Origin of the sequence: Variovorax sp. RO1 (assembly GCF_002849325.1) — a bacterium.
GTDB lineage: Bacteria > Pseudomonadota > Gammaproteobacteria > Burkholderiales > Burkholderiaceae_C > Variovorax.
This window is the reverse complement of the sequence record NZ_PKMT01000001.1, coordinates 564,067-589,179: the sequence shown is the minus strand read 5'-3', so window position 1 is coordinate 589,179 and position 25,113 is coordinate 564,067. Positions and strand designations below refer to the sequence as shown.

Below are 25,113 nucleotides of genomic sequence, written 5' to 3'. Positions count from 1 at the left end.
TTGGTTCTTCCTCATGCTGCCGGTGCGGCTTGTCCGGCGGATTATGCAGGCACGGACACAGCGCGCCGCAGCAGATGGGCATGCACGGCGCCGGCCTTCAGGTAGCGGAATTCCACGAGGCCCAGCGCGGTGAGTTCTTCGGCGGCCCAGCGGCGCGGCGCCTCCAGGTAGATCGCGCCGTCGGCATGCAGCGCACGCGCGGCGGCGCGCAGGGCCGGCTCGTACAGCGCGACGGTCTCGAAGGGCGGATCGAGAAACACCGCCTGCAGGCTGCCCGCCGCCGCACGTTCGAGTGCGGTGACACCGTTGCCGCGTTCCACGCGCACGGCCTTGGCCGAGAGCTTGGTCTTGGCGGCTTCCAGCTGGGCGACCAGCGCGCCGTCCTGCTCGCACAGCAGCACGTTGGCCGCGCCGCGCGAGGCGGCTTCGAGGCCGAGCGCGCCGGTGCCCGCGAAGGCGTCGATGCAGTGCCAGCCCGGCAGCCCACCGCCGCCCACGCCGGCCAGGCTCGCGAGCCAGTTGAACAGCGTTTCGCGTACGCGGTCGGGTGTGGGGCGCAGGCCGGGCTTGTCGGCCACGGCGAGGCGGGTGCGTTTCCACTCGCCGCCGATGATGCGGACCTCGTTGGGCCGCGACGGGCGCTTGGCGGCGGGGGCGCGCGAGGCAGGCGCGGCGGCGTTCTTTTTTGTGGGCTTCTGGGGCATGCGGCGAGCTTAACGCCGCAGCTGGCCCCACTTCACTCAGTAGCCCATGAACGCGCGCCGGGCCAGCAAGGCCGCCAGCACGAGCATCGTGCCGCCGATGAGCGCATCGAGCATCTGCCAGGCGCGCGGCCGTGCAAACACCGGCGCCAGCAGCCGCGCGCCGAAGCCCAGCGCGGTGAACCACAGCACGCTGGCCAGCGTCGACCCGGCCACGAACCAGAGCTTGAGCGCGCCCGGGTACTGCGCCCCGGCGCTGCCCACGAGCAGCACGGTGTCCAGGTAGACGTGCGGGTTCAGCAGCGTGAAGCCGGCGGCCTGCGCGACCACCGCGGCGCGCGAGCGCGAGGCGCCCTGCGACACCGTCTGCAGCGCGACCGGCTGGCGCGAGCGCCACAGCGCGCGCAGGCCGTAGCCGCAGAGAAAGGCCGCGCCGAAGCCCGCGAGCAGCGTTGCCAGCATCGGCCGGCCCTTCAAGGCCTGCGCCATGCCGGCCACGCCCGCCGCGACCAGCACCGCGTCGCAGGCCGCGCAGAACAGCACCACCGCGCTCACGTGCTCGCGGCGCAAGCCCTGGCGCAGCACGTACGCGTTCTGGGCGCCGATGGCGACGATGAGCACCAGGCTCATGAAGAGCCCGTTGAGAAAAGCGGTGGAGGTGAGGACGGCGGTCATGGTCCGAGCTTGCCGCCCGCCTCACCTTCAATCAAACTAAACTTTCTAACTTCAATTCAGTTTTACTTCATTCGCCACCATGCTCGACTACGCCGCCCTGCACGCCCTCGCCGCCGTGGTGCGCGAAGGCAGTTTCGAGCGTGCCGCCCGCGCGCTGCACGTCACGCCCTCGGCGGTGTCGCAGCGCGTGAAGCTGCTCGAAGAACGCACCGGCGGCGCGCTGCTGGTGCGCGGCCAGCCCTGCGTGCCGACCGAAGCCGGCCTGCAGCTGTGCCGGCACGTCGAGCGCGTGGGCATGCTGGAGCACGAGCTGCGCGAGGCCCTGCCCGCGCTCGGCATGGGCAGCGGCGAGGCGCACGAGCGCGTCACGGTGCGGGTGGCGGTCAATGCCGACAGCCTCGCGACCTGGTTCATGGCGGGGGCCGCGGCCTTTGCTGCACAGGCGCCCGACGCCCTGCTCGACCTCACGGCCGACGACCAGGACCACACGGCCGAACGGCTGCGCAGCGGCGCCGTGCTCGCGGCCGTGACCGCACTGGCCCAGCCGGTCACAGGCTGCAACAGCGAGGCGTTGGGCACGGTGCACTACGTGGCCGCCGCGAGCCCCGATTTTGTGGAACGATATTTCGCCAAAGGCGTGGGGGCGCGCACGCTGGCCGCCGCGCCGAACCTGGTGTTCGACCGCAAGGACCGGCTGCAGGCGCGCTGGGTGCGTCGCATCTGCCATCGCAACGTGGAAACGCCGCGCCACTGGGTGCCCTCGCCCGCCGCCTTCGTGGAGGCGGCCTGCCGCGGCATGGGCTGGGGCATGCATCCGACCAGCATGGTGGCCGACGCCTTGCGCGACGGCACGCTGGTGGAGCTGGTGCCCGGCGAGACGCTGCCGGTGCCGCTGTACTGGCAGCAGGCGCGCGCGGCGCCCCGTCTGCTGGAGCAGCTCGGCGCTGCGGTGCGCGCCGCCGCGCGCAGCGGGCCGCACGCGCTGGCCTGATCGCTTGTTTAGGGCGCGGCCTGCTTGCCGCCCACCACCACCGTCACCATGCGCTGCGGCTGCAGCTTGCGGCCGAACGCGGCCTTGATGTCGGCGGCCGTGACCGCGTTCATGCGCGCGGTCCAGGTGTCGAGGTAGTCCAGCGGCAGGCCGTACCAGGCGATGTTGGCGACGTTGCCGATCAGCTTGCGGTTGCTGTCCAGCAGCAGCGGGAAGCCGCCGATCAGGTTGTCCTTCGCGGCCTTCAGCTCCTTCTCGGTCGGGCCTTCGGCCACGAACTTCGCGAGCTCCTCGCGCGAGACCTTGGTCGCTGCGTCGGCCTGGTCGGGCCGGGTCTGGAAGCCGATGCGGAAGGCGCCCGCGTCGAGCCCCGGCGCAAAGCCGCTGTACACGCTGTAGGCCAGGCCGCGCTTCTCGCGCACCTCTTCGGTCAGCCGCGAGACAAAGCCGCCGCCGCCGAGCACGTAGTTGCCGAGCGTGAGCGCGAAGTGGTCCGGGTCCTGGCGCGGGTAGCCGGGCTGGCCGATGAAGACGTGGGCCTGCGCCGAGTCGAACGCAATGCGCTCGTCCTTCGGCGCCGTGAGCGCCACCACGGGCGCGATGGCCGGCAGCGGTGCGCAGGCGGCGGGGCTGGGCAGGCGCGACAGCAGCGTGGTCGCCAGTGCCTCGGCCTCGGCGCGCGTGACCGCGCCCACGATGCTGAGCTTGGCGCGGCACGGCAGGATCAGCTGCTCGTAGCGCTGGCGCATGGCGGCGGTGTCGATGCGCGCCAGCGTCTCTTCGGTCACTTCCTGGCCGTAGGGGTGCGTGCCGTACACGGCCTGCGCGAAGGCGCGGCCGACGACGGTTGCGGGCTTGGTGTTGGCTTCCTTGATGGCGGCGTTGATGCGCTCGCGCTCGCGCGGCCAGATGTCGTCGGGGAACGAGGGCTCACCGATCTCGCGTGCGGCCAGGGCCACGGCCTTGGTCAGCAGCGCCGGGTCGGACAGCGTGCGCAGCGTGTAGCTGGTGCGGTCGGTGCCGGCGCTCACGTCGAAGCTGGCGCCCAGATCGGCCCAGGCCTCGCCCAGCGCGTTCTGGTCGAGCGCGGGCTCGCCGTTGCGGCCGGCGCGCACGCCCTTCTCGACCATCGCGGCGCTGGTGCTGGCCAGCCCGGCCTGCGCGGCCGGGTCGCGCCGGCTGCCGGCGTCGAAGTCGACCTGCACGTCGACGATCGGCAGCGCATTGGTCGACACGAGGTACACCTTGGCGCCGTTGGCCAGCGTCCAGTGCTCGATGGGCAGCGCGGCCTGCGCACTGCCCATGCCGAACAGCGCGGTGATGCCCGCCAGGAGGGCGGTGCTTGCAATTTTTGGGAGGTTCTTCATGAGGGAATCCGGTGCCTTTCAGCGCATCTCGCCAGCGGGGGCGGCGAAGCCGCGGCCGCGCTTGGGTTCGGGCGGCAGGGGTCGCAGCGTGGCGACCGTGAGCTGGTCATCGCCGAAGTACTTGGCGGCCACGGCCTGCACCTGCGCCGCCGTCACGGCCTGCAGCCGGGCGACGATGCGCTCGCTGGCGTCCAGCGGCAGGCCCTGGATCCAGTTGCTGCCGAGTTCGCGCGCCTGCGCCATCACCGAGTCGCGCTTGTAGGTTTCGCTCGCCACCCACTGCGTCTTGACGCGGGCCAGCTCGGCCTCGCCGACGCCTTCTTTCGCCACGCGCGCCACCTGGGCACGCAGTGCGGCCTCGACCGTCTCGGCGGTCTTGCCAGCGGCCGGCACGCCGTCGAGCATGAACAGCTGCGGACCGCGGCCGACGAAGCCGGAGTACGCGCCCGCCGAATCGGCCACGCGGCCGGGGCCTTGCGTGAGCGCGCGATCGAGCCGCGCACCGGCGTAGCCGTCGAGCACGGCCGAGAGCACCACCAGCGCCCAGGCGTCGCTGTTGGCGTCGTCGATGTTGGTGAGCTGCGGCACGCGGAAGGCGAGCGACACGTACGCCTGCTCGGCCGGGGCCTTGAACTCGAGGCGGCGGATGCCGCGCTGCGTGGGCTCGGTGCGCGGCTTGCGCTCCGGCACGGCGCGCGCGGGGATGCTGCCGTAGTACTTCTCGGCCAGCGCGCGCACGCGCGCCACGTCGACGTCGCCGGCCACCACGAGCACGGCGTTGGCCGGCACGTACCAGCGCTGGAAGAAGGCGCGCGCATCGGCGGGCGTCATCGACTCGAGGTCGCTCATCCAACCCACCACCGGGCGGCGGTACGGCGACGAGGTGAAGACGGCCGCGTTCTGCTGCTCGCCGAGCAGCGCGCGCGGCTGGTCGTCTGTGCGCAGGCGGCGCTCTTCCTTGACCACTTCGATCTCGCGCTTGAACTCGTCGTCGGGCCACTGGTTGTTGGCGAAGCGGTCCGATTCGAGCTTCATCACCTGTTCGAGGCTGCCGACCGGGATCTGCTGGTAGTAGCCCGTGGCGTCGCGCATGGTGAAGGCGTTTTCCTGCCCGCCCAGCGCCGCCACGCGGCGCGAGAACTCACCGGCCGGCACGGTCTTCGTGCCCTTGAACAGCATGTGCTCCAGCACGTGCGCCACGCCCGAAGCACCGTCGACCTCGTCCATGGAGCCGACCCGCACCCACACCATCTGCACCGCGGTCGGCGAGCGCCGGTCGGGCTGCACGATCACGGTCATGCCGTTGGCGAGGGTGAATTGCTGGGGGCCCGGGGCTGCGGCGGCGGAGGCCGACGCGGCGGGGGCGGGGGTGGACTGGGCCAGCGCGGGCACGGTCCACAGCGCAGAAAGCGCCAGGGCCAGCACCGCACCAGACGCAGCACGGCGTGGCGAGAGGTGTTTCATAGAATGGGTCGGATTGTAAAAAGCTCCTGATGTTCAGTTTCTTCAAGAAAAAACCACCTGCCGATGCCCCGGTGACACCGGCCCCGCCGCCGACCACCGAACCCGCGCCCTCCCCGGCCGCGGAACCCGCACCGGCACGTTCGGTGTTCTCGCCGTCGAGCTGGTTCGGGTCGAAGCCTGCGGCGGAGGCGCCTACGCCCGTTCCTGCGCCGGCCCCTGCACCCGTGCCAGCCCCGGCTCCCGAGCCGACGCCTGCCGTGCCTGTGGTTGTTCCGGCTGCAGAAGTCACACCTGTGGTGGCGCCAGCCCCCTCCCCTGTGCCTGCACCGACGCCAGCGCCGGTTCCGGTCGCCGCACCGGCGCCGATCCCTGCGCCAGTACCCGTTCCTGCACCTGCACCCGCTCCCGTCATCGCACCGCCGCCCCCACCAGCGCCCGTGCCCCCACCGCCTCCCGCACCCGTCGCCGTCGTTGAACCACCCGCCATCGCCACCGAGCGCAAGAGCTGGTTCGACAAGCTCAAGACCGGCCTGCGCAAGACCGGCACCGGCATCCAGGCCGTGTTCGTCAATGCGCAGATCGACGACGCGCTGTATGAAGAACTCGAGTCGGCGCTCTTGATGGCCGACACCGGCGTGAAGGCCACCGAGTACCTGCTCGACGACCTGAAGGTGCGCGTCAAGCGCCAGATGGCCACCGACGCCGCGCAGGTCAAGCTGCTGCTGGCCGATGCCGTCACCGACCTGCTCAAGCCGCTCGAGAAGCCGCTGGTCATCGGCGAATACACGCCCACCGTGATCATGGTGGCCGGCGTCAACGGCGCGGGCAAGACCACCTCCATCGGCAAGCTCACCAAGCACCTGGCCACCGAGGGCGCCTCGGTGCTGCTGGCCGCGGCCGACACTTTCCGCGCAGCGGCGCGCGAGCAGCTCTTGGTCTGGGCCGACCGCAACACCGTCGAGATCGTCAGCAACGAAGGCGGTGACCCGTCGGCCGTGAGCTTCGACGCCGTGAACGCCGGCAAGGCGCGCGGCAAGGACGTGGTGCTGGTCGACACGGCCGGCCGCCTGCCGACGCAGCTGCACCTGATGGACGAGCTGAAGAAGATCAAGCGCGTCGTCACCAAGGCCGACGCCACCGCGCCGCACGAGGTGCTGCTGGTGATCGACGGCAACACCGGCCAGAACGCACTCGCGCAGGTCAGGTCCTTCGACGAAACGCTGGGCCTCACGGGCCTCATCGTCACCAAGCTCGACGGCACCGCCAAGGGCGGCGTGCTGTGCGCCATCGCGCGCGAGCGGCCCATTCCGGTGTACTTCATCGGCGTCGGCGAAAAGCTCGAAGACCTCGAGACCTTCAACGCCCGCGAGTTTGCGCAAGCACTGCTGGGCTGAGCAAAGAAGCTTTCGCCTTTCGCTTCGGACAAAAAAACGGCCCCCGGCTTTCGCCGGGGGCCGTCAGCTCCCTGTCTTTCTTATTTCTCCCTTGTATTCCCCCTGCGTGTGGCCTGTGCGGCGTCGCGTTTCGTGTGCGAAAGCACCGGTGGGCGACGCCTGCAATACCCCCTGATTTCGCTTCCCTGAGACCCGAAATTACGACGGGAGGCGAAAGCCCGGCAGTGCCAAAAGTCATTGCATGTGCACCCAACCGATGGGATCGGCACGCAATGAACTACAACGTATTCACTTTCAGCCGCAGGCAGTGTGCGAAACGCTACGGTGCCGGCGCCAGCTCGGCCATGGCCTGCAGCAGTGCATCGGGCGCCACGGGCTTGAACAGCACCGGTACGCCCGACTCGCGCACGCGCTGCAGGCGGTCGGGCGAGGTCTCGCCGGTGATCAGCAGAAGCGGCAGTTCGGTGCCCAGGTGCCGACTCAGGCGCAGGCCGGCGTCGAGGCCGTCGACGCCGTCGGCCAGGCGGTAGTCGCACATCAGCAGGCCGAAGGGCCGGCCTTCGGCGCGGGCCTGGTGCAGCGCATCGGCTGCAGCGGCCTCGTCGGCGACGGCGTGCGCGTCGATCGCGTGCGAGCGCAGCAGGCCGGTCATGGCTTCGCGGATTTCGAGTTCGTCGTCCATCAGCAGCACACGACCGGGCAGCGTGGCGGCGCGGCGGCGTGCAGCCAGTTCGACGCTGCCGGCCGGGAACGGCCCCACGAGCGCGCTGACCTGCGGCGGCACGGTCGGCAGCACGACGCGGAAGTGCGTGCCCCGGCCCGGGCGCGAATGCATCTGCACCGGATGGCCCAGGAGCCGCGACAGGCGACGCACGATCGACAGGCCGATGCCCAGCCCGCGCGCGCGGTCGCGGCCCGGGTTATCGATTTGATAGAACTCTTCGAAGATGCGGTGCGACTGCTCGGGCGCGATGCCGATGCCGGTGTCGCGCACCTCGATCCACACGGTGTCGCCGCGGTCGCGCGCGGTGACGGTCACGCCGCCCTGCACGGTGTACTTGAGGGCGTTGTCCATCAGGTTGGACAGCATGCGGTGCAGCAGCTGCGGATCGCTTCGCACCCACAGGCCGCTGGCGCGCACGCGCAGCTGCAGCTCCTTCTGCTCGGCCTGCGCCGAGAAGGTGTGGTTGAGCGGCAGGAACAGCGCATCGAGCTCGACCGGCTGCGGCGATGGCGTGATGACGCCCGCGTCGAGCCGGGAGACATCGAGCATGGTGTCGAGCGATGCGCCCAGCGCGTTCACGGCGCGCATCAGGCGCTCGGCGTTGCGGCTCTCGGGACGGCCGCGCAGCTCGTTCTCGAGCGCGGCGCCGAACAGTGCGATGGCGTGCAGCGGCTGGCGCAGGTCGTGGCTGGCGGCGCCGAGGAAGCGGGTCTTTTCTTCGCTGGCGCGTTCGGTGGCGGCGATCTGCTCGCCCAGGCGCGCGGCCAGCGCCTCGTTCTCGAAACGCAGCATGAGCGAGTCGGTGAGCAGCCGGTGCTGGCGCACGCCGGCGTGCAGCGTGAGCATCAAATAGGCCGAGCCGGCTGCGGCCAGGAACAGGTGCAGGCCGTCGCCTTGCCAGGCCAGCGCGATGATCATGCCCAGGGACATGGGCAGCGTGTAGCCGAACAGCGCGGGCTTGAGCGGCCACAGCGACTGCGCGGCGCGCGCGCAACTGCCGACGATCACGGCCATCAGCAGCGAGGTCATGGGCATGTTCTCGTGCGGCACGATGAACCAGGGCACCACCGCCGTGATCATGCTGACCAGCGTGACCATGCGCGAGATCTTGCGGGCCCAGTACGGGCTCTCCGAAGGCGGGCGGGCGGGTGTCCAGCGCGGCGTGAAGAAGATGTAGATGTCGACCGCCACCAGCGCGGCCATCCAGAACAGCAGGCGTGCATCGCTGAGCTGCGAATAGATGATGCAGCCGAACACCACCACGAAGCCCAGGTGGGTCAGCGTGGAAATGCCGTAGGTGTCGTAGACCGAGCCGACGTGCTCGCGCAGCACGCGCTGGCTCAGCAGCTGGCCGGCTGCGGCATCGCCGCGGCCCGCCAGCGTGGCGCCGCTCAACGCAGCATGCTGATCAGCTGGGCGCGCGAGCGCATGCCGAACAGCAGGAGGATGGTCGAGACATGGTTCTTCACCGTGCCCTCGCTGAGGTTGGCCAGTTGCGCGATCTCCTTGTTCGCCTTGCCTTCGAGCACCCACTGCAGCACCTGCGTCTGGCGCGGTGTGAGTTCCTGCCAGGCGCTGGCGTGCGCGAACTCCGCATACCCCGACAGCGACTTGGGCAGCACCGCGGGCGGCAGCGGCTGCTGCGGCGTGCCGTCGGCCTCGAACAGGCCGCAGGCGCGGATGAAGCCCACCATCTCCTTCAGGTCGGCGGACTTCGGCAGGAAGGCGCTGGCACCGAGCGCGAGCGCGCCCTGCGCCAGCGTGCTGTTGGCGGTGCCCGAGAGCACCACGACGCGCGCCGCCGGAAAGCGCAGCCGGAACTCGGCCAGGCCGCTGAGCCCGTGCGTGTCGGGCAGCGCGAGGTCGAGCAGCACGAGGCCGATGGCGGCTTCGTTGGCCGCGTAGAGCGCGAGCGCGTCGGCGATGTTGCCGGCCTCGAACACCGCGATGCGCGCGCCCGAGGTGGCGGCCTGGGCCTGCACCAGCGCGCTCACGCCCAGGCGCAGCAGGTCGTGGTCGTCCACCACCAGGATCGCGCCGGACACGCCGGCAGGCACACCGGTGTCGGTGAGGGGCGACGGGGGTGCGGAGGGGGAGTCGAAAGAGGCCACGGATTTGATCTTAGCGGCGCAAGCCCCGGGCGACAGTGCCCTTAGTCATGGCGCCGGGACAGCGCTACTTGCCATGGTGCCGCACCGTGGGCACCATGGAAGTCCTGCCGCAACGCACGGCGCCCCGGAGACCTGCCATGACCCACACTGCCGCCGCCCCCCTCGCCACCAGCGAGCGCAAGGTCGACCGCCTGCTCGCCCACTACGAGGAGAGCCACCGCCATCCGACCAACGAGCTGATCCACTTCGTGGCCATTCCCGCGATCATGCTGAGCATCGTCGGGCTGCTGTTCGCGATCCACCCGTGGGTGGCCTACGCCTTCGTGGCGGCCAGCCTCGTGTACTACGCCCTGCTGCGCTCATCGGCCTTCCTCGTCACCATGCTGGCGCTCACGGTGCTGGCGCTGGTGGCGGTGCATGCGATGGGCACCGCGGTGCTGCCGGTGTCGGCGGCGATCTTCGTGGTGGCGTGGATCTTCCAGTTCGTCGGCCACAAGATGGAAGGCAAGAAGCCGTCGTTCTTCGAGGACGTCCAGTACCTCTGGGTCGGTCCGCTGTTCGTGCTGTCGAAGCTGTTCCTGAAGCTCGGCATCCGCTGGTAGCCGGCGGCCTCTGAGAGGGATGGTGTCCCTCGCGTTCTCTGATGTGGCACGCAGCGTCCGAGCACGAGGGTTCGTTCAAGGCGACACGAGCGCCTCGGCCTCATAGGCCCGTTGCAGCAGTTCCACGAAAGCCGGCGCGGCCGGCAACGCCACGTCGCCGATGCGGTGCACCGCCACGCCCGGCGTCCACGAGTTCATGACCACGGCGCCGGCCAGCGCGGGCAGGTCGGTCCTCCGCAGCACCTGGCTGCGCTGCGGGACGCCGAGGCGATCGAGTTGGCGGCGCACGATGTCCATCGTGGTACCGGCCAGGACGTCGGCCTCGGGCCACACCACCGCCTGGCCGTCCCAGAAAGCCAGGTTCCAGATCGACGCCTCGCCGAGCCGGCCCTGCCGGTCGAGAAAGGCCGTGTCGTCGAAGCCCTGCGTGGCGGCCTGGCGCAGCAGCTGCGTCTTGGCGCCTTCGCCGACGTGCTTCACGGCCGGCAGGAAGCGCTCGTGCTCGATCGCGGCCAAGGTCAGCGGGCCGGCGGGGCCGTTGGACGGCGGGCCGGTGCGGATCAGCAGCTCGGGCGCCGCGTCGGCCACGGTGAATTCGCCGGCCGGGGAGTAGACGGTGGCGGTCAGCGACAGGTCCGCCGGGCCGGCCGCGAGTGCGGCACGCAGGTGAGCGCGCACTGCGTCGTCAGGCAGCGCCTGGCCGAACAGGGTCTGCGAGGCGAAGCGCAGCCGCGCCAGATGGAGGTCGAGCCCCCGCACCCGGCCGCCGCGCACCTGCATGGCGGTGAAATGGGCGTGGCCCGCGAAGGCCAGCGACGCCAGGGCCTCGGCGGTTGCGGGCTGGCCGTTGCGTTGCACGACGAAAGTGGAAGAAGAAGGGGCGCTGGCGGACATGGTTTCGTTGCTCCTGAGAGGGCCGTTGCGGATGGATCATCAAGTTCCTGAACTATCCCGCGTTGACTTCCCTATGGGAAACGAATAGTTTTTAGGGAATCATCAAAAATTATTTGAAGATCAATGACCCCCCAACTGATCCCCGGCACCCGCGCCCTGCGCACCTTCGAGGCCGCCGGGCGGCACCTGAACTTCACGCGGGCCGCCGAGGAAGTCGGGCTGACGCCGGCGGCCGTGAGCCACCAGATCAAGGAAATCGAGGACCAGCTGGGCATGGTGCTGTTCACGCGCACCAGCCGCAGCATCCGCCTGACGCCCGCCGGCGCCGTGTGGTTCGAGGCCACCGCCGACGCGCTCGACACCCTGCGCCGCGCCGCCGGCCGCGCCCGGCGCATGGCGCGCGGGACGGCGACGCTGCGCGTGTCGACCAGCGCACGCTTCGCGACCAACTGGCTGCTGCCCCGGCTGCCGCAGTTCCGTGCCGCGAATCCGGGGCTGGAACTGGGTTTCGACATTTCCGACGCGCTGCGGGATTTCGACGCCGACGACATCGACGTGGCGATCCGCTTCGGCAAGGGGCACGACGCGGGCACGCGCGCGCAGCGCCTGTTCGACACCGTGATCGTGCCGGTCTGCAGCCCGAAGCTGCTCGCCAGCGGGCCCCCGCTGGCGACGCCGCGCAACCTGTTCCAGCACACGCTGTGCTACGTCGACTGGAAGACCGACGGCATGGTCTGGCCGAACTGGCCGATGTGGATGGCCGCGGCCGGGATCGAGGGCTTCGACGACAGCCGCTGCATTGGGTTCGCCGACTCGAGCGACGTGGTGCGCGCCGTCACCGAAAGCGGCATGGTCGGCCTGGCCGACCTGGACATGATCGCCGCCGACCTTGCCCAGGGCCGGCTGGTGCGGCTGTTCGACATCGGCGTGCCCATGGTGGCGGGCTACGCCTACCACCTGGTCTACCCGGAAGGCAGCGCCAATGACCCGCGCATCCTGGCGTTCCAGGACTGGCTGCTCGGACAAGCGGCACGGACTTGAAAAACGCCAAATGGCATACAAATATCCAGCAAATCGCGACAAAAGCTATCGCAACGATAGAAATGCAAGGGAACCCTTGGCTTAGCACTCCCTCTAACCGAGTGCTAATATGACCGCCACAAAGGAGTTTCCCCTGATGACAACGCTGTCTGGAGTCTCTGCCAACCAGCTGGCCGTCGCCAACCCATGGTCGATGGTCCCCCCGCTGGGCAACCTGGATGCCTACATTTCGGCCGCCAACCGCCTGCCGCTGCTCACGCTCGAAGAAGAGCAGGGCTTCGCACGCAAGTTGCGCGACCAGAACGACCTCGAAGCCGCCGGTGCGCTGATCCTGTCGCACCTGCGCCTGGTCGTCTCCATTTCCCGCCAGTACCTGGGCTACGGGCTGCCGCACGGCGACCTGATCCAGGAAGGCAACGTCGGTCTCATGAAGGCCGTGAAGCGTTTCGACCCCGACCAGGGCGTGCGGCTGGTGAGTTACGCCATGCACTGGATCAAGGCCGAGATCCACGAGTACATCCTGAAGAACTGGCGCATGGTCAAGGTCGCGACGACCAAGGCCCAGCGCAAGCTGTTCTTCAATCTGCGCTCGATGAAGCAGAGTTTCAAGGCCGACTCGGCCGCGGCCGACAACGGCACGCACCGGGAAACGCTGAGCCCCGACGAGGTCTCGCAGATGGCCACGCGCCTGAACGTGAAGCCCGAGGAAGTGCTCGAGATGGAAACCCGCCTGTCGGGTGGCGACGTGCTGCTCGATCCGGGTCCGTCCGATGACGGCGACGAAGGCTTCGGCCCGATCGCCTACCTGGCCGACGCCACGCAGGAGCCGACCGCTCTGCTCGAATCGCAGCAGCGCGATCGCCTGTCGAGCGACGGCATCGCCACCGCCCTCGAGGCGCTGGACGAGCGCAGCCGCCGCATCGTCGAAGAGCGCTGGCTCAAGGTGAACGACGACGGCTCGGGCGGCATGACGCTGCACGACCTGGCCGCGGTGTACGGCGTGAGCGCCGAACGCATCCGCCAGATCGAAGTCGCGGCGATGAAGAAGATGAAGAAGGCGCTGGCCGAGTACGCGTAAGCGTTGCGACCGCCCTCCTCCACGAAAAAGCCCGGCAGTGCCGGGCTTTTTTTCGTTCAGGGGGCGCAGGTCAGGGTGTCGATTTGGTCAACGTGCGCAACGCCCGTTTCGCGATGTAGCGGGTCTCGGCGGTGGGCGACTCGGCCACCCAGCGCGTGCACAGCGTCTCGACCCATTCGGGCTGCGTCTTGCTCGCGTCGTTGAGCCAGTTGGCCACCGAGTTCTGCACGTAGCGGTGGCCGTCGGCGCGCAGCGGCTCCAAGAGCGGCAGCGCCAGCCAGGGCTCGGCCTTCAGCGCCTCGATCTGCGCGCACCACACGCCGCGCGGGCGCGTGAGTTCGCTGGCAAAGCGACGCACGTTCGGATCGGCATCGGCCACCCAGGGCTGCAGCAGCGCCAGCGCCTCGTCGAGCGAGCCGATGACGCTGTCGCGCACGGCCATCCATGCGAACTCGCGCACGCCGAAGTGCGGGTCGGCGGCGAAACGGCGCACGGCGACGAGCTGCTCGGCGAGCGGCAGGTCCGACAGCGTGATCCACTGCACGGCCCAGCAGCGCGCGACGTCGCTCGCGTGCGTGGCCAGCCGGTGCGCCACGGCATCGCGCTCGGCATGCGCAGCCGTCATGTCGTACAGCGCCCGCGCGATGTGGCTGTGGCGCTGCATGGGCTTGAACGCGGCCAACATGGCGAGCGTGTCGTCCAGCCGTTCGTGCGCCGCGTCGAGGCCGACATGGCCCGCCACGCTGCGCGCGAGCAGAGGCAGTTCGAGCGCGAGAAATTCGTTGAGGTTGACGGTCTCGAGCAGCCCGCCGTTCAGCGCGCCCAGCACCTCGGGCGGAATGAGCGCGATGCGGAACGCGCCCTTGCGCGACTTCAGATGGTCGACCGATGCGGTATTCATGCCCTGGGCGCCCGGCTCAGGAAGCGAGCAGCGTCTTCAGGTCCGACACCATCGCCGGCACGCCCGCGCCATAGCGCGCGTAGAGCCGCAGCCGGCCTTGCGGGTCGTAGATGTAGCTCGCGGCCGAGTGGTCCATCGCGTAGCTGGTCGGCGTCTTGCCGTCGACCTTCTTGTAATAGACCTTGAAGTCTTTCGCGAGGGCGACGAGTTGCTCGGGCGTGGGGATGAGGGCCACGAAGCTCGGGTCGAACGCGCCCATGTAGGCCTTGAGCACCTCGGGCGTGTCGCGCGCCGGATCGACGGTGACGAACAGCACCTGCAGCTTGCTGCCGTCGGCGCCGAGCTGCTGCTTGACCTGCGCCATTTCGGTCATCGTGGTCGGGCAGACGTCGGGGCACTGCACGTAGCCGAAGAACAGCACGACCGCCTTGCCCTTGAAGTCGGCCAGCGTGCGCACCTTGCCGTCGGCGTCGGTGAGCGAAAAATCCTTGGCGTAATCGGCGCCCGTGATGTCGACCGCCTGGAAGCTCTGCTTCGGTTGCTGCTCGCTGCAGGCCGACAGGCCCAGCCCCAACGTGGCCGAGGCGGCCACCCAGCCGGCGGTGGCGGCGATCGATTTCAGGGCATTGCGCTTGTTCATGGGCAGACGGTCCGGTCAGCGGAGGTAATGGTCGATGAGCAGCGCCGCGAACAGCACGCTCAGGTGGATGAGCGAAAACCGGAAGGTCTTGCGCGCCAACGCGTCGGAGTAGTTGCGCCACAGCGCGAAGGCATAGCCGGTGAAGCCGATGCTCACGCCGATGGCCACCGCGAGGTAGAGCCAGCCGCTCATGCCGTAGATGAACGGCATCAGGCAGGCGGCGAACAGAATGAAGGTGTACAGCAGCACCTGCAGCCGCGTGAACTCGTTGCCGTGCGTCACGGGCAGCATCGGCAGGCCGGCCTTGCGGTAGTCCTCGACGCGGTACAGCGCCAGCGCCCAGAAGTGCGGCGGGGTCCACAGGAAGATGATCAGGAACAGGATCAGCGCCTCGGGACCGACATCGCCCGTCATCGCCGACCAGCCCAGCACCGGCGGCATGGCGCCCGAGGCGCCGCCGATCACGATGTTCTGCGGCGTCAGCGGCTTCAGGATGACGGTGTAGATCACCGCGTAGCCGACAAAGGTGGCGAAGGTGAGCCACATGGTCAGCGGGTTGACCGTGAACCACAGCAGCGCCGAGCCCGCCGCGCACAGCAGCGCCGAGAACACCAGCGCCTGCATGTCGCTGAGCTGCCCGCGCGCCGTGGGGCGCCAGGCGGTGCGCTTCATCTTGGCGTCGATGCCCTTCTCGACCAGGCAGTTGAACGCGGCGGCCGCACCGGCCACGAGCCAGATGCCCAGGCAGGCCAGCACGCCGCGCTGCACGTCGGCCCACGACGGCAGGCCGGGCACGGCCAGCACCATGCCGATGAGCGCGCAGAACACGATCAGCTGCACCACGCGCGGCTTGGTGAGCGCGTAGAACTGGCGCAGCACGTTGGCGGTGCTGGTGTGCTGAACGGGGATCGGGGTGCTCACGCGGTGGCTTTCTTCGGTTGGGGGGTGCCGCGCGCATTGTCGACGGCGCGCGGAATCGGTGCAGCCGATCCAGCGGCAACGCTTTCGCGGCGGCTTTCGCACAGCGCCCAGGTCAGGACCACCGCCAGCGCCGCGGCGCCGCCGGTGTGGAGCACGGCCGCGGCCAGCGGCCAGCCGAGCAGCACGTTGCCCAGGCCCGTGGCCAGCTGCAGCAGCGCCAGGCCGGCCAGCCAGTTTGCCTGCGCGCGCAGCGCCTCGAGGCGGCGCAGGCGCCAGGCCAGCAGGCCGAGCGCCACGAACACGGCGTACGCCATGAGGCGGTGCGCGTAGTGGATGGCGGTGAGCGCGGAAAAGTCGAGCGGCCGGCCGTCGCCGGTCACGCCGAGGTGGCGCCAGATCTCGAAGCCCTGCACGAAATTCATCGGCGGCCACCAGCTGTCCTGGCAGGTCGGGAACTGCGTGCAGGCCAACACCGCGTAGTTGGTGCTGACCCAGCCGCCGAGCGCGATCTGCAGCACCAGCAGCACCGCCGTGGCGATCAGCCCGTTGCGCAGGGCCGGCGACACGGCCGTGGGCAGGCGCTGCGCCGCCACCTGGCGGTAGCGCACGGCCTGGATGCACAGCAGCGCGAGCAGCACGATGGCGCCCATCAGGTGCATCGTGACGATGGCGGGGAACAGCTTCCAGGTGACGGTCATGGCGCCGAAGGCGCCCTGCAGGCAGACCCAGACCAGCGTCGCCGCGGGCCACCAGGCGCTGAGCACGACGTGGTGGTGCGCACTGTCGAGCGGCGGCGCGGGCTGGCGCCGCTGGCGGCGGCGCACGATCCAGGTCGCGCCCGCGAGCGTGAGGATCAGCACCCCGACGCCGGTCGCGAGGTAGCGGTGAACCATCTCGATCCAGGCCTTGCTGTGCGTCACCGGGCCGGTCGGCTGGGCCGCCTGCGCCATGGCGATCTCGTGGCGTGCGCCGGCCGGGCTGGCGTTGCCGTAGCAGCCGGGCCAGTCGGGGCAGCCCAGGCCCGAATCGGTGAGCCGCGTGAAAGCGCCGAACAGCGTGAGATCGAAGGTGAGGAACAGCGTGAGCACGGTCAGCGCGTGCAGGCGCCGCGCCGGGCCGGAGCCGGCGTTGCGGCGCCACACCCAGAGCAGCGGGCCGAGCGCGAGCAGCACGCCGGCGGCCATCATCCAGGCGATCGGCGTGAGGTCGTAGAGGGAGCTCGTGTCCATCGGGCGATTGTTCGTGCGGGGCTCAGCGGCCCGCTTCGTCCCACGAGGACGAGGCGCGCAGCAGGCGGTCGATGTCGCGCTTGGCGCGGCTCGCGCCGGCGGCGTCCATGCGGGCCGGGAAACGCATCATCCAGTTGCCCATCGGGTCGACCACGTAGAGGTGCTCGGGCAGCGTGTGGCCCCTCACGGGCGCGAGCCAGCGGGCGAGTTGCTCGGCCGGCACGCGCAGCACGGTCGCGCCGTGCAGGCCGTTGGTCAGGCGCTCGGGCACAGGCGCCGCGTCGCTCACGAGCCAGACGCGGTCCAGGCGGTCTTTCTCGCGGCCCAGGCTCTCGCGCAGCTGGCGCTGCAGGTACAGCTGCTGCTCGCACAGCGCGTCGCAGGCCGCATCGGCCACCGCCACCAGCAGCCACTGGCCCTTGAGCGTGGCCAGCTCGACCGGCGCACCGTTGCGGTCGGTTGCCGTGAGGCGGGGCATCTCGTGCTGCGGATCGATCAGCTCGCCGTACACGCTGCGGCCCTCGGGCCGGATCACGTAGTAGGTGAAGTACGAGGCGATGACGGGTGCCGCGCACATCAGCAGCACGGCGATCATCTTCCAGCGCCCGTGGACGGTGCGGCGGTTCTCTGCCTCGTCGAGCGCCTGGCCCGGCGACGGCATCGAGTGCACGGTCAGGCCCAGCGGCTCGTCAGAGGCTGCGGCCATCGCGTGCGCGGCGCCGCGCGCGCCGGAAGGGGGAGATGAATTGGAACCAGACATAGAGGATGACAACGAGGGCCGACAGGCCGAACCACTGGAATGCGTAACCGTAGTGCCTCTCGAGGCCCAACGCCGGGGCCGGCCAGTCGCGCTGCAGGCCCTCGGACGCCGGCCCGCTCTGCTGCAGCGACACGTCGGTGCGCAGCGGCAGCTGGGTCTCGGCACGGAATGCCTCCAGGTCGAGATTTTGCCGGATGGGGGAAGACCCCTGAATGCCCGGTGCCGGAGCGGTGGGGCCGGAAGCGGCCGGGGCCGGCGCGGGGGCCGATGCAACGGGGGTCGGTGCAGCCTTGGAGCCGAGTTCGAACAGGTGGCTCGGCGGCGGCTCGATCAGCGCCGTGAGCTCGACGATGCCGGGCGGCGTTTCGACCACGCCGAGTTGCGTGCGGTCGACGAAATTGCGCTGCACCCAGCCGCGCTGGACCATCACGGTCTGCTCGCTGCCTTCGAGTGCGAACGGCGTCAGCACGTAGAAGCCCGGCGTGCCGTGCATCTGGCGGTTGTCCAGGTAGACCGTCTGCGCCGTGAGCCACAGGCCGCGCAGCTGCACCGGCCGGTGCAGCTCGCCGACCGCTTCGCCCAGCGCCAGGAACTCCGCCTGCGACAGCGGGGCTTTCTGCTTCTGCGCGTCGATGCGGGCCTGCAGCGCTTCTTTCTGCGCGGCGCGCGAGAGCTGCCAGCGGCCCAGCGACACGGTGGCCGCCAGCGCCAGCACGGCCGCCAGCGTGACGATCAGGAAACGGCCCCGGCCTGCGCGGCGGCGCGGCGTGGCAGAGGAGACAAGGGGCTCGTAGGTCACTGGAGCGGACGGGGCGTGCGGCCGATAATGCGGGTCATGAAATACTTCGTCGCCCTGATCTTTCTGGGCATCTTCGCGAGCCTCGCCTTCGCGCTCTACTTCATGCTGAAGGACGGTCGCGACGGGCAAAACAAGCGCGGGGGCATGGCCCGCGCGCTCACCTTTCGGATCGGCCTGTCGGTCTTTTTGTTCCTGTGCATGCTGCTGGCCTGGAAACTCGGCTACATCCAGCCCACCGGGCTCCCGCTCGGGAAGTAGCAGATGGTGCTCGTTCCACGAGAACCATGAAAAAGGCGCCTTACGGCGCCTTTTTTCTGGAATGCCGTGAGGGTCTTCGCTCAAAGCCAATAGACCAGCACGTACAGGCCCAGCCAGACCACGTCCACGAAGTGCCAATACCAGGCGGCGCCCTCGAAGCCGAAGTGACGCTCGGCGGTGAAGTGGCCCTTCTGCAGGCGCAGCGTGATGAACAGCAGCATCAGCATGCCGATGAACACGTGCAGGCCGTGGAAGCCGGTCAGCATGAAGAAGGTCGAACCGTAGGTGCCCGAGGTGAGCTTGAGGTTCAGCTCGGTGTACAGGTGGAAGTATTCGTAGCCCTGCACGGTCAGGAAGATCACGCCCAGCAGCACGGTGAGCCACATGAAACGGATGCACTGTGCGCGGTGGTCGGCACGCAGCGCGTGGTGGGCGATCGTCAGCGTCACGCCCGAGCTCAGCAGCAGCGCGGTGTTGATGGTCGGCAACCAGAACGGGCCGACGGTCTGGAAGGGCTCGATGATGCCGGCCGGCGAACCGGTGACGCCAGCGGCGACGCTGGGCCACACGGCCTTGAAGTCGGGCCAGAGGATCGCGTTGTCCAGGCTGCCGAGCGTCGGCAGCGCGTGGGTGCGGGCCCACCACAGCGCCGTGAAGAAGGCGCCGAAGAACATCACTTCCGAGAAGATGAACCAGCTCATGCTCCAGCGGTACGAGAGGTCGATCTTGTGGCCGTACTGGCCGCTCTCGCTCTCGCCGACGGCGGCACGGAACCACACGAAGAGCGTGCCGAGCCAGATCACCATGCCCAGCAGCAGCGACCAGGCGCCCCACTGGTGGCTGTTGATCCATTGCCCCGCGCCGAGGATCACGAAGAACAAGCCGATCGCGGACACGACCGGGTAGGCCGAGGGTCCGGGCACGAAGTAGTAGGGCGTGGTGCCGTGGGTGGTTGAACTCATATCAGCTCCTGGCTTTCTTTCTTCTCTCGATTCAATGATTCTGGAGATCGTGGTTTTTATCTTCGGCTCAGCAGGCAGCGCTCAGGCGGTCGCGACCACATGCCGCACCAGCAGCACCAGCCCGACCACGAAGACGATCACTGCGGCAAACGCCACCACGATGACGTGCAGCGGATTGAGCTTGCCCAGGTCTTCCTTGTAGGCGCTGTTGCGACGCACCCCGAAGAACGACCAGCCCACCGCCTTCATCGTGTCCCACAACGTGGACTTGCGGCGCGGGGCGTTGGGTGGCGACGAACTCACGAGCGCGGCTCATCGGCGACAACATGCGAAACGGCGGCCACCGGGGCCGGAGGCGTCTTGCCGCCCACCTCGAAGAAGGTGTACGACAGCGTGATGGTCTTGACATCCTTCGAGATCTTGGGGTCGATCACGAAGGCGACCGGCCACTGCTTCTTCTCGCCCGCATCGAGCGTGTACTGGTTGAAGCAGAAGCACTCGAGCTTGTTGAAATGCGCCGCGGCCTGCTGCGGCGCATAGCTCGGGATGGCCTGCGCGGCCATGCGGCGGTTCTGCGTGTTCTGGAACTCGTACATCACCGTGTTCAGCTGGCCCGGGTGCACTTCGATGAAGCGCTCGGCCGGCTTGAAGTCCCAGAGGCCGCCGCGCACGTTGGAGTCGAACTCGACCTTGATCGTGCGGGTCATGTCGACCTGCGTGTTGTCCGGGATGCGCACGTTCTTGGCGCCGCTCGCGCCGCCCGGCACCTGGAGCTCGGAGAGCGCGAGGATGTTGATGCCGGTCATTTCGCAGATCGCGCGGTACATCGGCACCAGCGCATAGCCGAAGGCGAACATGCCGCAAGTCACGACGGCCAGCTTGCCGACCATGCGGACGTTGGCGCGGCGGATGCGTTGGCCGAGGCTCATGCTGTTGCTTCCGTTCGGGGTGCGATATGCGGTGGCGCGGTCAGCGACCGCTGAACCAGACCATGCGGGCGATGAAGCCGATGAAGAAGATCACCGCGATGGAGGCCAGCGTGAGCCCCATGCGTCGGTTGTTCTTTCTTTGTTCGGGTGTCGTCATCGTCGTGCAGTGGCTGTGCGTGTTCGGCGTTCGCGGGCGATCAGCCGATCACCTTGGTGGCGGTCGCGTCGAGCTTGGGCGGGTTCTCGAAAGTGTGGAACGGGGCCGGCGACGGCACTTCCCACTCGAGGCCTTCGGCCGCTTCCCAGGGCTTCTGCGAAGCCTTCTCGCCCTTGCCGCGCATGGTGGGCAACACGATGAAGAGGAAGAAGTACACCTGCGCGAAGCCGAAGAAGAAGGCACCGACCGACGCGAGCGCGTTGAAGTCGGCGAACTGCATCGGGTAGTCGGCATAGCGTCGCGGCATGCCGGCCAAGCCCAGGAAGTGCATCGGGAAGAAGGTCACGTTGAACGAGATCAGCGACCACCAGAAGTGCACCTTGCCGCGCGTTTCGTTGTACATCACGCCGGTCCACTTGGGCACCCAGTAGTAGAAGCCCGAGAACATGGCGAACAGCGAGCCAGCCACCAGCACGTAGTGGAAGTGGGCCACCACGTAATACGTGTCCTGCAGCTGCGTGTCGATGGGTGCGACCGCGAGGATCAGGCCGGTGAAGCCGCCCATCGTGAACACGAAGATGAAGCCGACCGCGAACAGCATGGGCGTCTCGAAGGTCATCGAGCCCTGCCACATCGTCGCGATCCAGTTGAAGATCTTCACGGCCGTGGGCACGGCGATCAGCATGGTCGCGTACATGAAGAACAGCTGGCCCGTGAGCGGCATGCCGGTCGTGAACATGTGGTGGGCCCACACGATGAACGACAGGATGGCGATCGACGAGGTGGCGTACACCATCGAGGCGTAGCCGAACAGGCGCTTGCGGGCGAAGGCCGGTACCACCTGGCTGATGATGCCGAAGGCCGGCAAGATCATGATGTAGACCTCGGGGTGGCCGAAGAACCAGAAGATGTGCTGGTACATCACCGGGTCGCCGCCGCCGGCGGGGTTGAAGAAGCTGGTGCCGAAGTGGCGGTCGGTCAGCGTCATCGTGATGGCGCCTGCGAGCACGGGCATCACGGCGATCAGCAGGTAGGCGGTGATGAGCCAGGTCCAGCAGAACATCGGCATCTTCATCAGCGTCATGCCGGGGGCGCGCATGTTCAGGATGGTGACGATGATGTTGATCGAACCCATGATCGACGAGGCGCCCATGATGTGCATCGCGAAGATGCCGGCGTCCATCGAGGGGCCCATCTGCAGCGTGAGCGGTGCGTACAGCGTCCAGCCGGCCGCGGGTGCGCCGCCGGGCATGAAGAACGAACCCGCCAGCATGATGGCCGCCGGAATCAGCAGCCAGAAGCTGAAGTTGTTCATGCGCGCGAACGCCATGTCGGATGCGCCGATCTGCAGCGGGATCATCCAGTTCGCGAAGCCCACGAAGGCCGGCATGATCGCGCCGAACACCATGATCAGGCCGTGCATGGTGGTGAACTGGTTGAACAGCTCGGGGTTCACCAGTTGCAGGCCGGGCTGGAACAGCTCGGCGCGGATGAGCAGGGCGAGCACGCCGCCGATCATCAGCATCGTGAAGCTGAACAGCAGGTAGAGCGTGCCGATGTCCTTGTGGTTGGTCGCGAACACCCAACGGCGCCAGCCGGTGGGCGCGTGGTGGTCGTGATGCTCGTCGTGTGCGTGGCCGCCTGGGGCGTGACCGTGGGGGTCGAGGACTGCGCTCATGTCGTTGTTCCTTGCAATTTCTTCTTCGCGGGGCGCCGTCGGATCACTTGCCGCGCAGGGCCAGCACTTCAGCCGGTTGCACCAGCTGGCCCGTCTTGTTCGACCAGCTGTTCTTGGTGTACGTGGCCACGGCCGCGAGATCGGTGTCGCTCAGCTGTTTCCAGGCAGGCATGGCACCGTTGTTCTGGCCGTTGAGCAGCACCAGCAGCTGCACCTTGTGGTCGGAGTCGGTCACCTTGGCTGCGCCGTCGAGCGGCTTGATCGGGCCTGCGCCCTTGCCGTTGGCCTGGTGGCAGGCCGCGCAGTTGGAGGCATAGACCTTCTCGCCGCGTGCCAGCATGTCAGGCAGCGTCCAGACCTTGGTCGGGTCGTCGAGCTTGGCGGCGGCTTCCTTGCGCTTGGTGGCGACCCAGGCCGTGTAGTCGGCCGAGGAGACCACCTTCACGTGGATCGGCATGTAGGCGTGTTCCTTGCCGCACAGTTCCTGGCACTGGCCGTAGTAGTCGCCCACGGTCTCGGCGCGGAACCAGGTGTCGCGCACGAAGCCGGGAATGGCGTCCTGCTTGAGGCCCAGCTGCGGCACGGCGAAGGCGTGGATCACGTCGTTCGCGGTGGTGATGATGCGGACCTTCTTCTGCACCGGCACGACCATCGGGTTGTCGACCTTGAACAGGTAGTCGTCGGGCATCGCGCCCTTGGCGCCTGCGTCGGACATGGCGCGCTGCGAGCTGTCGAGCGTGGAGATGAAGGCCAGGCCCTCGCCTTCGCCGTTCAGGTAGTCGTAGCCCCACTTCCACTGGTAGCCGGTGGTCTTGATCGTGAGGTCGGCGTTGGTGGTGTCCTTCTGGGCCACCAGCACCTTGGTGGCGGGCAGCGCCATCACGATCACGATGAGGAAGGGAACGATGGTCCAGATGACCTCGACCACCACCGATTCATGGAAGTTGGCCGCCTTGTGGCCGACCGACTTGCGGTGCTTCCAGATCGAATAGAACATCACCGCGAACACGGCGATGAAGATGACCGTGCAGATGATCATCATGATCGTGTGGAGCAGATGCTGCTCCTGCGCGATCTTGGTCACGCCGACCGGAAGATTCAGCTGGCGCACCGAAGGGCCGCCGGGCAGATCGTTGACTGCGTGCGCCGCGTTGCTGAACGCCGCGCCGGCCGCCAGCAACAGATTCGCCGGCCTGTACTTATTGCGCCAAATGCTCTTCATCGTGTTCACGTTTCTTCAATTTTTCGAAAACCCAACCGTGCAGCACCGCGCGAGCCCCCTCAGGCGCCACGCAACGCCATGCGAATCTCGCGCGCCAATGCGGCTCGCAACTCCGGGCGTACATAGCGCCCCACCCTGACCGATCGACCCTGCCCCGAGACCTCGATCAGTGAACGATCGCCGGTCTGCGGTTCGATCCGCACCTGGTGCGGAAGAAATTCTGTGCGCTCGTAGTGCCCACCGTTCTCGAGCTCCACGACGAGGCGTCCGCCTTGCAGCGCGATCCGTTCGCCATCGGTGGCATGCCGCGCGTACATCATGAACGCAAAGCCCACCGCGGCCAGTTCGAGCCAGGCGAATGGCAATACCAGCGGCGCACCGTGCAGCCAGAACACCATGCCCGTTCCCAGAGATACCACGCACAGCGAGGCGTAGAGCCAGGCCAGCTGGCTCGGCGTCACCGAGCAATTTCGTTTCAGGAACCAGTGGATGTTCTGGCCTGAGACGGTGGCAAAACGAAACACGGAATTCGACACGGGCGAGTTCAGCAAATCGGTGCGTCGATGGTGGCCAAACCCCTCGTACAAACAGGATCCGACACCCCTCGATCACGGGACAATACCCGCGAGTTTCACGCAACGGCGGATTGTAGCGGGTAGAGCGCGAGCCCCGCGCACCGAATGAGGGCTGCCGGGTCGCTCAGGCGCCAGGGCGGCCGCGCTGGAGCATCGATCGCATCTCGCGCAACGACACCGCACTCTCGGGCGACAGCGCGACGCGCGGCGTCGGCTTGAAGGCGTGGCCGTAGATGACCTCGAAGGTCAGCGCGATGCGGCCCTCGCCTTCCGCGGCCGGCGCCAGCTCGGGCAGCGCCTGCTTGAGCGACCGGTGCCAGGCCTTGCCGCGCAGTGCGGGGAAGCGCGCCGGATGCAGGTTGCGCCCCAGGGTGCGCAGCTCGGCCAGGGCGGCCTCGGGCGTGGCCCAGGTGAGCACGATGCGCTCCATGTCCATCACGGGCTCGGCGAAACCGGCGTGCACGAGCATGTCGCCCCAGTCGTGCATGTCGGTGTATTCATGGCCGGCGGCGGGCCAGCCGAGGCGGGCATGCAACGCCCGCAGCTCGCGCACGGTGTCCGGGCCCAGGCAGGAGAACATCAGGAAGCCGTTGGTCGCGACCAGCCGGTGCCACTGCGCGATGAGCGCCTCGGGGTCGGCCGCCATGTGCAGCGACATGTTGGCCCAGAGCAGGTCGACGCCGTCTTCGGGCGTGGCGTCGAAGCGGGCCTTGCCGCCCTGCCAGCGGCGCGCGCTCCACCAGGGCGCGGTCAGCGCCTCGCCGGTTCGCTCGGCCAATGCGGGTTCGGGTTCGATGACGAAGGCTTCGGCGTCGCGGTAGCGGCGGGCCAGCAGCGCGTGGGCTTCGAGGCCACCGCGCAGCGGCGACCAGTCGGCCCACGTGCGGGGCTGGGCCTTGATCCATTGCAGCCGGTCTTCCATCCGGCGGCCGATTTCCTCGTGCAGCCAGGGCGAGCCCTCGGCGGGCGCGAGCCGGCGCCAGCGGTCGGCCGCCGTGGGATCGATGGTCGGCGGTCTTCTTGCGGGGTCGGTGGCCATG

General features: G+C 68.6%; 27 protein-coding genes. 6 read left to right on the top strand and 21 right to left on the bottom strand.

Annotated elements, in window-relative coordinates; all coding sequences use genetic code 11:
• Positions 1 to 41: 41 nt before the first annotated feature.
• Both CY658_RS02675 and CY658_RS02670 read right to left on the bottom strand, forming a co-directional pair.
• Positions 42 to 704 carry an RsmD family RNA methyltransferase gene (locus tag CY658_RS02675; RefSeq protein WP_101488744.1) on the bottom strand — a complete coding sequence of 221 codons (663 nt, stop codon included), beginning with the start codon at positions 702 to 704 and terminating at the stop codon, positions 42 to 44.
• A gap of 36 nt (positions 705 to 740) precedes the next feature.
• The gene (locus tag CY658_RS02670; protein ID WP_101488743.1) at positions 741 to 1,376 is read right to left on the bottom strand and encodes a LysE/ArgO family amino acid transporter; all 636 of its coding nucleotides are present in this window, start codon (positions 1,374 to 1,376) and stop codon (positions 741 to 743) included.
• A gap of 79 nt (positions 1,377 to 1,455) precedes the next feature.
• Between CY658_RS02670 and CY658_RS02665 the strand changes: the two genes are divergently transcribed.
• Complete coding sequence (locus CY658_RS02665; protein WP_101488742.1) at positions 1,456 to 2,367, top strand: LysR family transcriptional regulator ArgP; 912 nt, start codon at positions 1,456 to 1,458, stop codon at positions 2,365 to 2,367.
• An 8-nt stretch (positions 2,368 to 2,375) separates the two neighbouring features.
• On the opposite strand, the gene CY658_RS02660 is transcribed toward CY658_RS02665, so the two are convergent.
• Both CY658_RS02660 and CY658_RS02655 read right to left on the bottom strand, forming a co-directional pair.
• Positions 2,376 to 3,734: a M16 family metallopeptidase gene (locus CY658_RS02660; protein WP_101488741.1), complete on the bottom strand. Its 1,359-nt coding sequence runs from the start codon at positions 3,732 to 3,734 to the stop codon at positions 2,376 to 2,378.
• A gap of 18 nt (positions 3,735 to 3,752) precedes the next feature.
• The gene (locus tag CY658_RS02655; RefSeq protein WP_101488740.1) at positions 3,753 to 5,198 is read right to left on the bottom strand and encodes a M16 family metallopeptidase; all 1,446 of its coding nucleotides are present in this window, start codon (positions 5,196 to 5,198) and stop codon (positions 3,753 to 3,755) included.
• 29 nt (positions 5,199 to 5,227) lie between these two features.
• Between CY658_RS02655 and ftsY the strand changes: the two genes are divergently transcribed.
• Positions 5,228 to 6,592 (top strand): signal recognition particle-docking protein FtsY, encoded by a 1,365-nt coding sequence (ftsY, locus tag CY658_RS02650; protein ID WP_180838838.1) that lies wholly within the window; start codon positions 5,228 to 5,230, stop codon positions 6,590 to 6,592.
• Between the two features lie 319 nt (positions 6,593 to 6,911).
• Here ftsY and CY658_RS02645 read toward each other — a convergent pair whose 3' ends face one another.
• A complete protein-coding gene (locus CY658_RS02645; protein WP_257884635.1) occupies positions 6,912 to 8,711 on the bottom strand; it encodes a hybrid sensor histidine kinase/response regulator in 1,800 nt (599 codons plus the stop codon).
• The gene (locus CY658_RS02640; RefSeq protein WP_101488738.1) at positions 8,708 to 9,427 is read right to left on the bottom strand and encodes a response regulator transcription factor; all 720 of its coding nucleotides are present in this window, start codon (positions 9,425 to 9,427) and stop codon (positions 8,708 to 8,710) included. Before CY658_RS02640 ends, CY658_RS02645 begins: the two co-directional genes overlap by 4 nt.
• A 137-nt stretch (positions 9,428 to 9,564) precedes the next feature.
• Between CY658_RS02640 and CY658_RS02635 the strand changes: the two genes are divergently transcribed.
• Positions 9,565 to 10,029, top strand: coding sequence for an Mpo1 family 2-hydroxy fatty acid dioxygenase (locus tag CY658_RS02635; protein ID WP_101488737.1), 465 nt, complete (start codon positions 9,565 to 9,567; stop codon positions 10,027 to 10,029).
• A gap of 75 nt (positions 10,030 to 10,104) precedes the next feature.
• Here CY658_RS02635 and CY658_RS02630 read toward each other — a convergent pair whose 3' ends face one another.
• The gene (locus tag CY658_RS02630) at positions 10,105 to 10,923 is read right to left on the bottom strand and encodes an aminotransferase class IV family protein (protein WP_101488736.1); all 819 of its coding nucleotides are present in this window, start codon (positions 10,921 to 10,923) and stop codon (positions 10,105 to 10,107) included.
• A gap of 123 nt (positions 10,924 to 11,046) precedes the next feature.
• On the opposite strand from CY658_RS02630, the gene CY658_RS02625 reads away from it, so the two are divergent.
• Together CY658_RS02625 and rpoH are read left to right on the top strand one after the other, a co-directional pair.
• The gene (locus CY658_RS02625; RefSeq protein WP_101488735.1) at positions 11,047 to 11,964 is read left to right on the top strand and encodes a LysR substrate-binding domain-containing protein; all 918 of its coding nucleotides are present in this window, start codon (positions 11,047 to 11,049) and stop codon (positions 11,962 to 11,964) included.
• Between the two features lie 136 nt (positions 11,965 to 12,100).
• Positions 12,101 to 13,042 carry an RNA polymerase sigma factor RpoH gene (gene rpoH / locus CY658_RS02620; protein ID WP_101488734.1) on the top strand — a complete coding sequence of 314 codons (942 nt, stop codon included), beginning with the start codon at positions 12,101 to 12,103 and terminating at the stop codon, positions 13,040 to 13,042.
• 70 nt (positions 13,043 to 13,112) lie between these two features.
• Here the strand turns inward: rpoH and CY658_RS02615 are convergent, their stop codons facing one another.
• The 6 genes from CY658_RS02615 to CY658_RS02590 are packed head-to-tail and all read right to left on the bottom strand — an operon-like array spanning position 13,113 to position 18,292.
• Positions 13,113 to 13,943, bottom strand: a complete 831-nt coding sequence (locus CY658_RS02615; RefSeq protein ID WP_101488733.1) for a DNA alkylation repair protein — start codon at positions 13,941 to 13,943, stop codon at positions 13,113 to 13,115.
• Positions 13,944 to 13,959: 16 nt separating this feature from the next.
• On the bottom strand, positions 13,960 to 14,583 hold the full coding sequence (locus tag CY658_RS02610) for an SCO family protein (RefSeq protein WP_099792682.1): 624 nt from the start codon (positions 14,581 to 14,583) through the stop codon (positions 13,960 to 13,962).
• 15 nt (positions 14,584 to 14,598) lie between these two features.
• Positions 14,599 to 15,504, bottom strand: coding sequence for a heme o synthase (cyoE, locus tag CY658_RS02605; RefSeq protein ID WP_101488732.1), 906 nt, complete (start codon positions 15,502 to 15,504; stop codon positions 14,599 to 14,601).
• Complete coding sequence (locus CY658_RS02600) at positions 15,501 to 16,733, bottom strand: COX15/CtaA family protein (protein WP_101488731.1); 1,233 nt, start codon at positions 16,731 to 16,733, stop codon at positions 15,501 to 15,503. The genes cyoE and CY658_RS02600 overlap by 4 nt, the downstream gene beginning before the upstream one ends.
• A gap of 22 nt (positions 16,734 to 16,755) precedes the next feature.
• Positions 16,756 to 17,439 (bottom strand): hypothetical protein, encoded by a 684-nt coding sequence (locus CY658_RS02595; RefSeq protein WP_101488730.1) that lies wholly within the window; start codon positions 17,437 to 17,439, stop codon positions 16,756 to 16,758.
• Complete coding sequence (locus tag CY658_RS02590; protein WP_101488729.1) at positions 17,423 to 18,292, bottom strand: SURF1 family protein; 870 nt, start codon at positions 18,290 to 18,292, stop codon at positions 17,423 to 17,425. Before CY658_RS02590 ends, CY658_RS02595 begins: the two co-directional genes overlap by 17 nt.
• A gap of 27 nt (positions 18,293 to 18,319) precedes the next feature.
• Here CY658_RS02590 and CY658_RS02585 point away from each other — a divergent pair, with 27 nt between their 5' ends.
• Positions 18,320 to 18,550 carry a twin transmembrane helix small protein gene (locus CY658_RS02585; protein WP_062481367.1) on the top strand — a complete coding sequence of 77 codons (231 nt, stop codon included), beginning with the start codon at positions 18,320 to 18,322 and terminating at the stop codon, positions 18,548 to 18,550.
• Positions 18,551 to 18,630: 80 nt separating this feature from the next.
• Here the strand turns inward: CY658_RS02585 and CY658_RS02580 are convergent, their stop codons facing one another.
• From CY658_RS02580 to CY658_RS02550, 8 genes are all read right to left on the bottom strand, one after another.
• Positions 18,631 to 19,512: a cytochrome c oxidase subunit 3 gene (locus tag CY658_RS02580; protein ID WP_101488728.1), complete on the bottom strand. Its 882-nt coding sequence runs from the start codon at positions 19,510 to 19,512 to the stop codon at positions 18,631 to 18,633.
• 81 nt (positions 19,513 to 19,593) lie between these two features.
• Entirely contained in the window at positions 19,594 to 19,761 is a 168-nt protein-coding gene (locus CY658_RS02575; protein WP_099797201.1) for a DUF2970 domain-containing protein, read from the bottom strand.
• Between the two features lie 50 nt (positions 19,762 to 19,811).
• Positions 19,812 to 20,441, bottom strand: a complete 630-nt coding sequence (locus CY658_RS02570; RefSeq protein ID WP_099792696.1) for a cytochrome c oxidase assembly protein — start codon at positions 20,439 to 20,441, stop codon at positions 19,812 to 19,814.
• Positions 20,442 to 20,481: 40 nt separating this feature from the next.
• On the bottom strand, positions 20,482 to 20,598 hold the full coding sequence (locus tag CY658_RS32865; RefSeq protein WP_216846572.1) for a cytochrome oxidase small assembly protein: 117 nt from the start codon (positions 20,596 to 20,598) through the stop codon (positions 20,482 to 20,484).
• 40 nt (positions 20,599 to 20,638) lie between these two features.
• The gene (gene ctaD, locus CY658_RS02565) at positions 20,639 to 22,276 is read right to left on the bottom strand and encodes a cytochrome c oxidase subunit I (RefSeq protein WP_101488727.1); all 1,638 of its coding nucleotides are present in this window, start codon (positions 22,274 to 22,276) and stop codon (positions 20,639 to 20,641) included.
• A 43-nt stretch (positions 22,277 to 22,319) separates the two neighbouring features.
• Entirely contained in the window at positions 22,320 to 23,498 is a 1,179-nt protein-coding gene (coxB, locus tag CY658_RS02560) for a cytochrome c oxidase subunit II (protein WP_101490187.1), read from the bottom strand.
• 59 nt (positions 23,499 to 23,557) lie between these two features.
• Positions 23,558 to 24,034, bottom strand: coding sequence for a DUF2244 domain-containing protein (locus CY658_RS02555; RefSeq protein ID WP_099792703.1), 477 nt, complete (start codon positions 24,032 to 24,034; stop codon positions 23,558 to 23,560).
• A gap of 163 nt (positions 24,035 to 24,197) precedes the next feature.
• The gene (locus CY658_RS02550; RefSeq protein ID WP_101488726.1) at positions 24,198 to 25,112 is read right to left on the bottom strand and encodes a class I SAM-dependent methyltransferase; all 915 of its coding nucleotides are present in this window, start codon (positions 25,110 to 25,112) and stop codon (positions 24,198 to 24,200) included.
• Position 25,113: the final 1 nt, after the last annotated feature.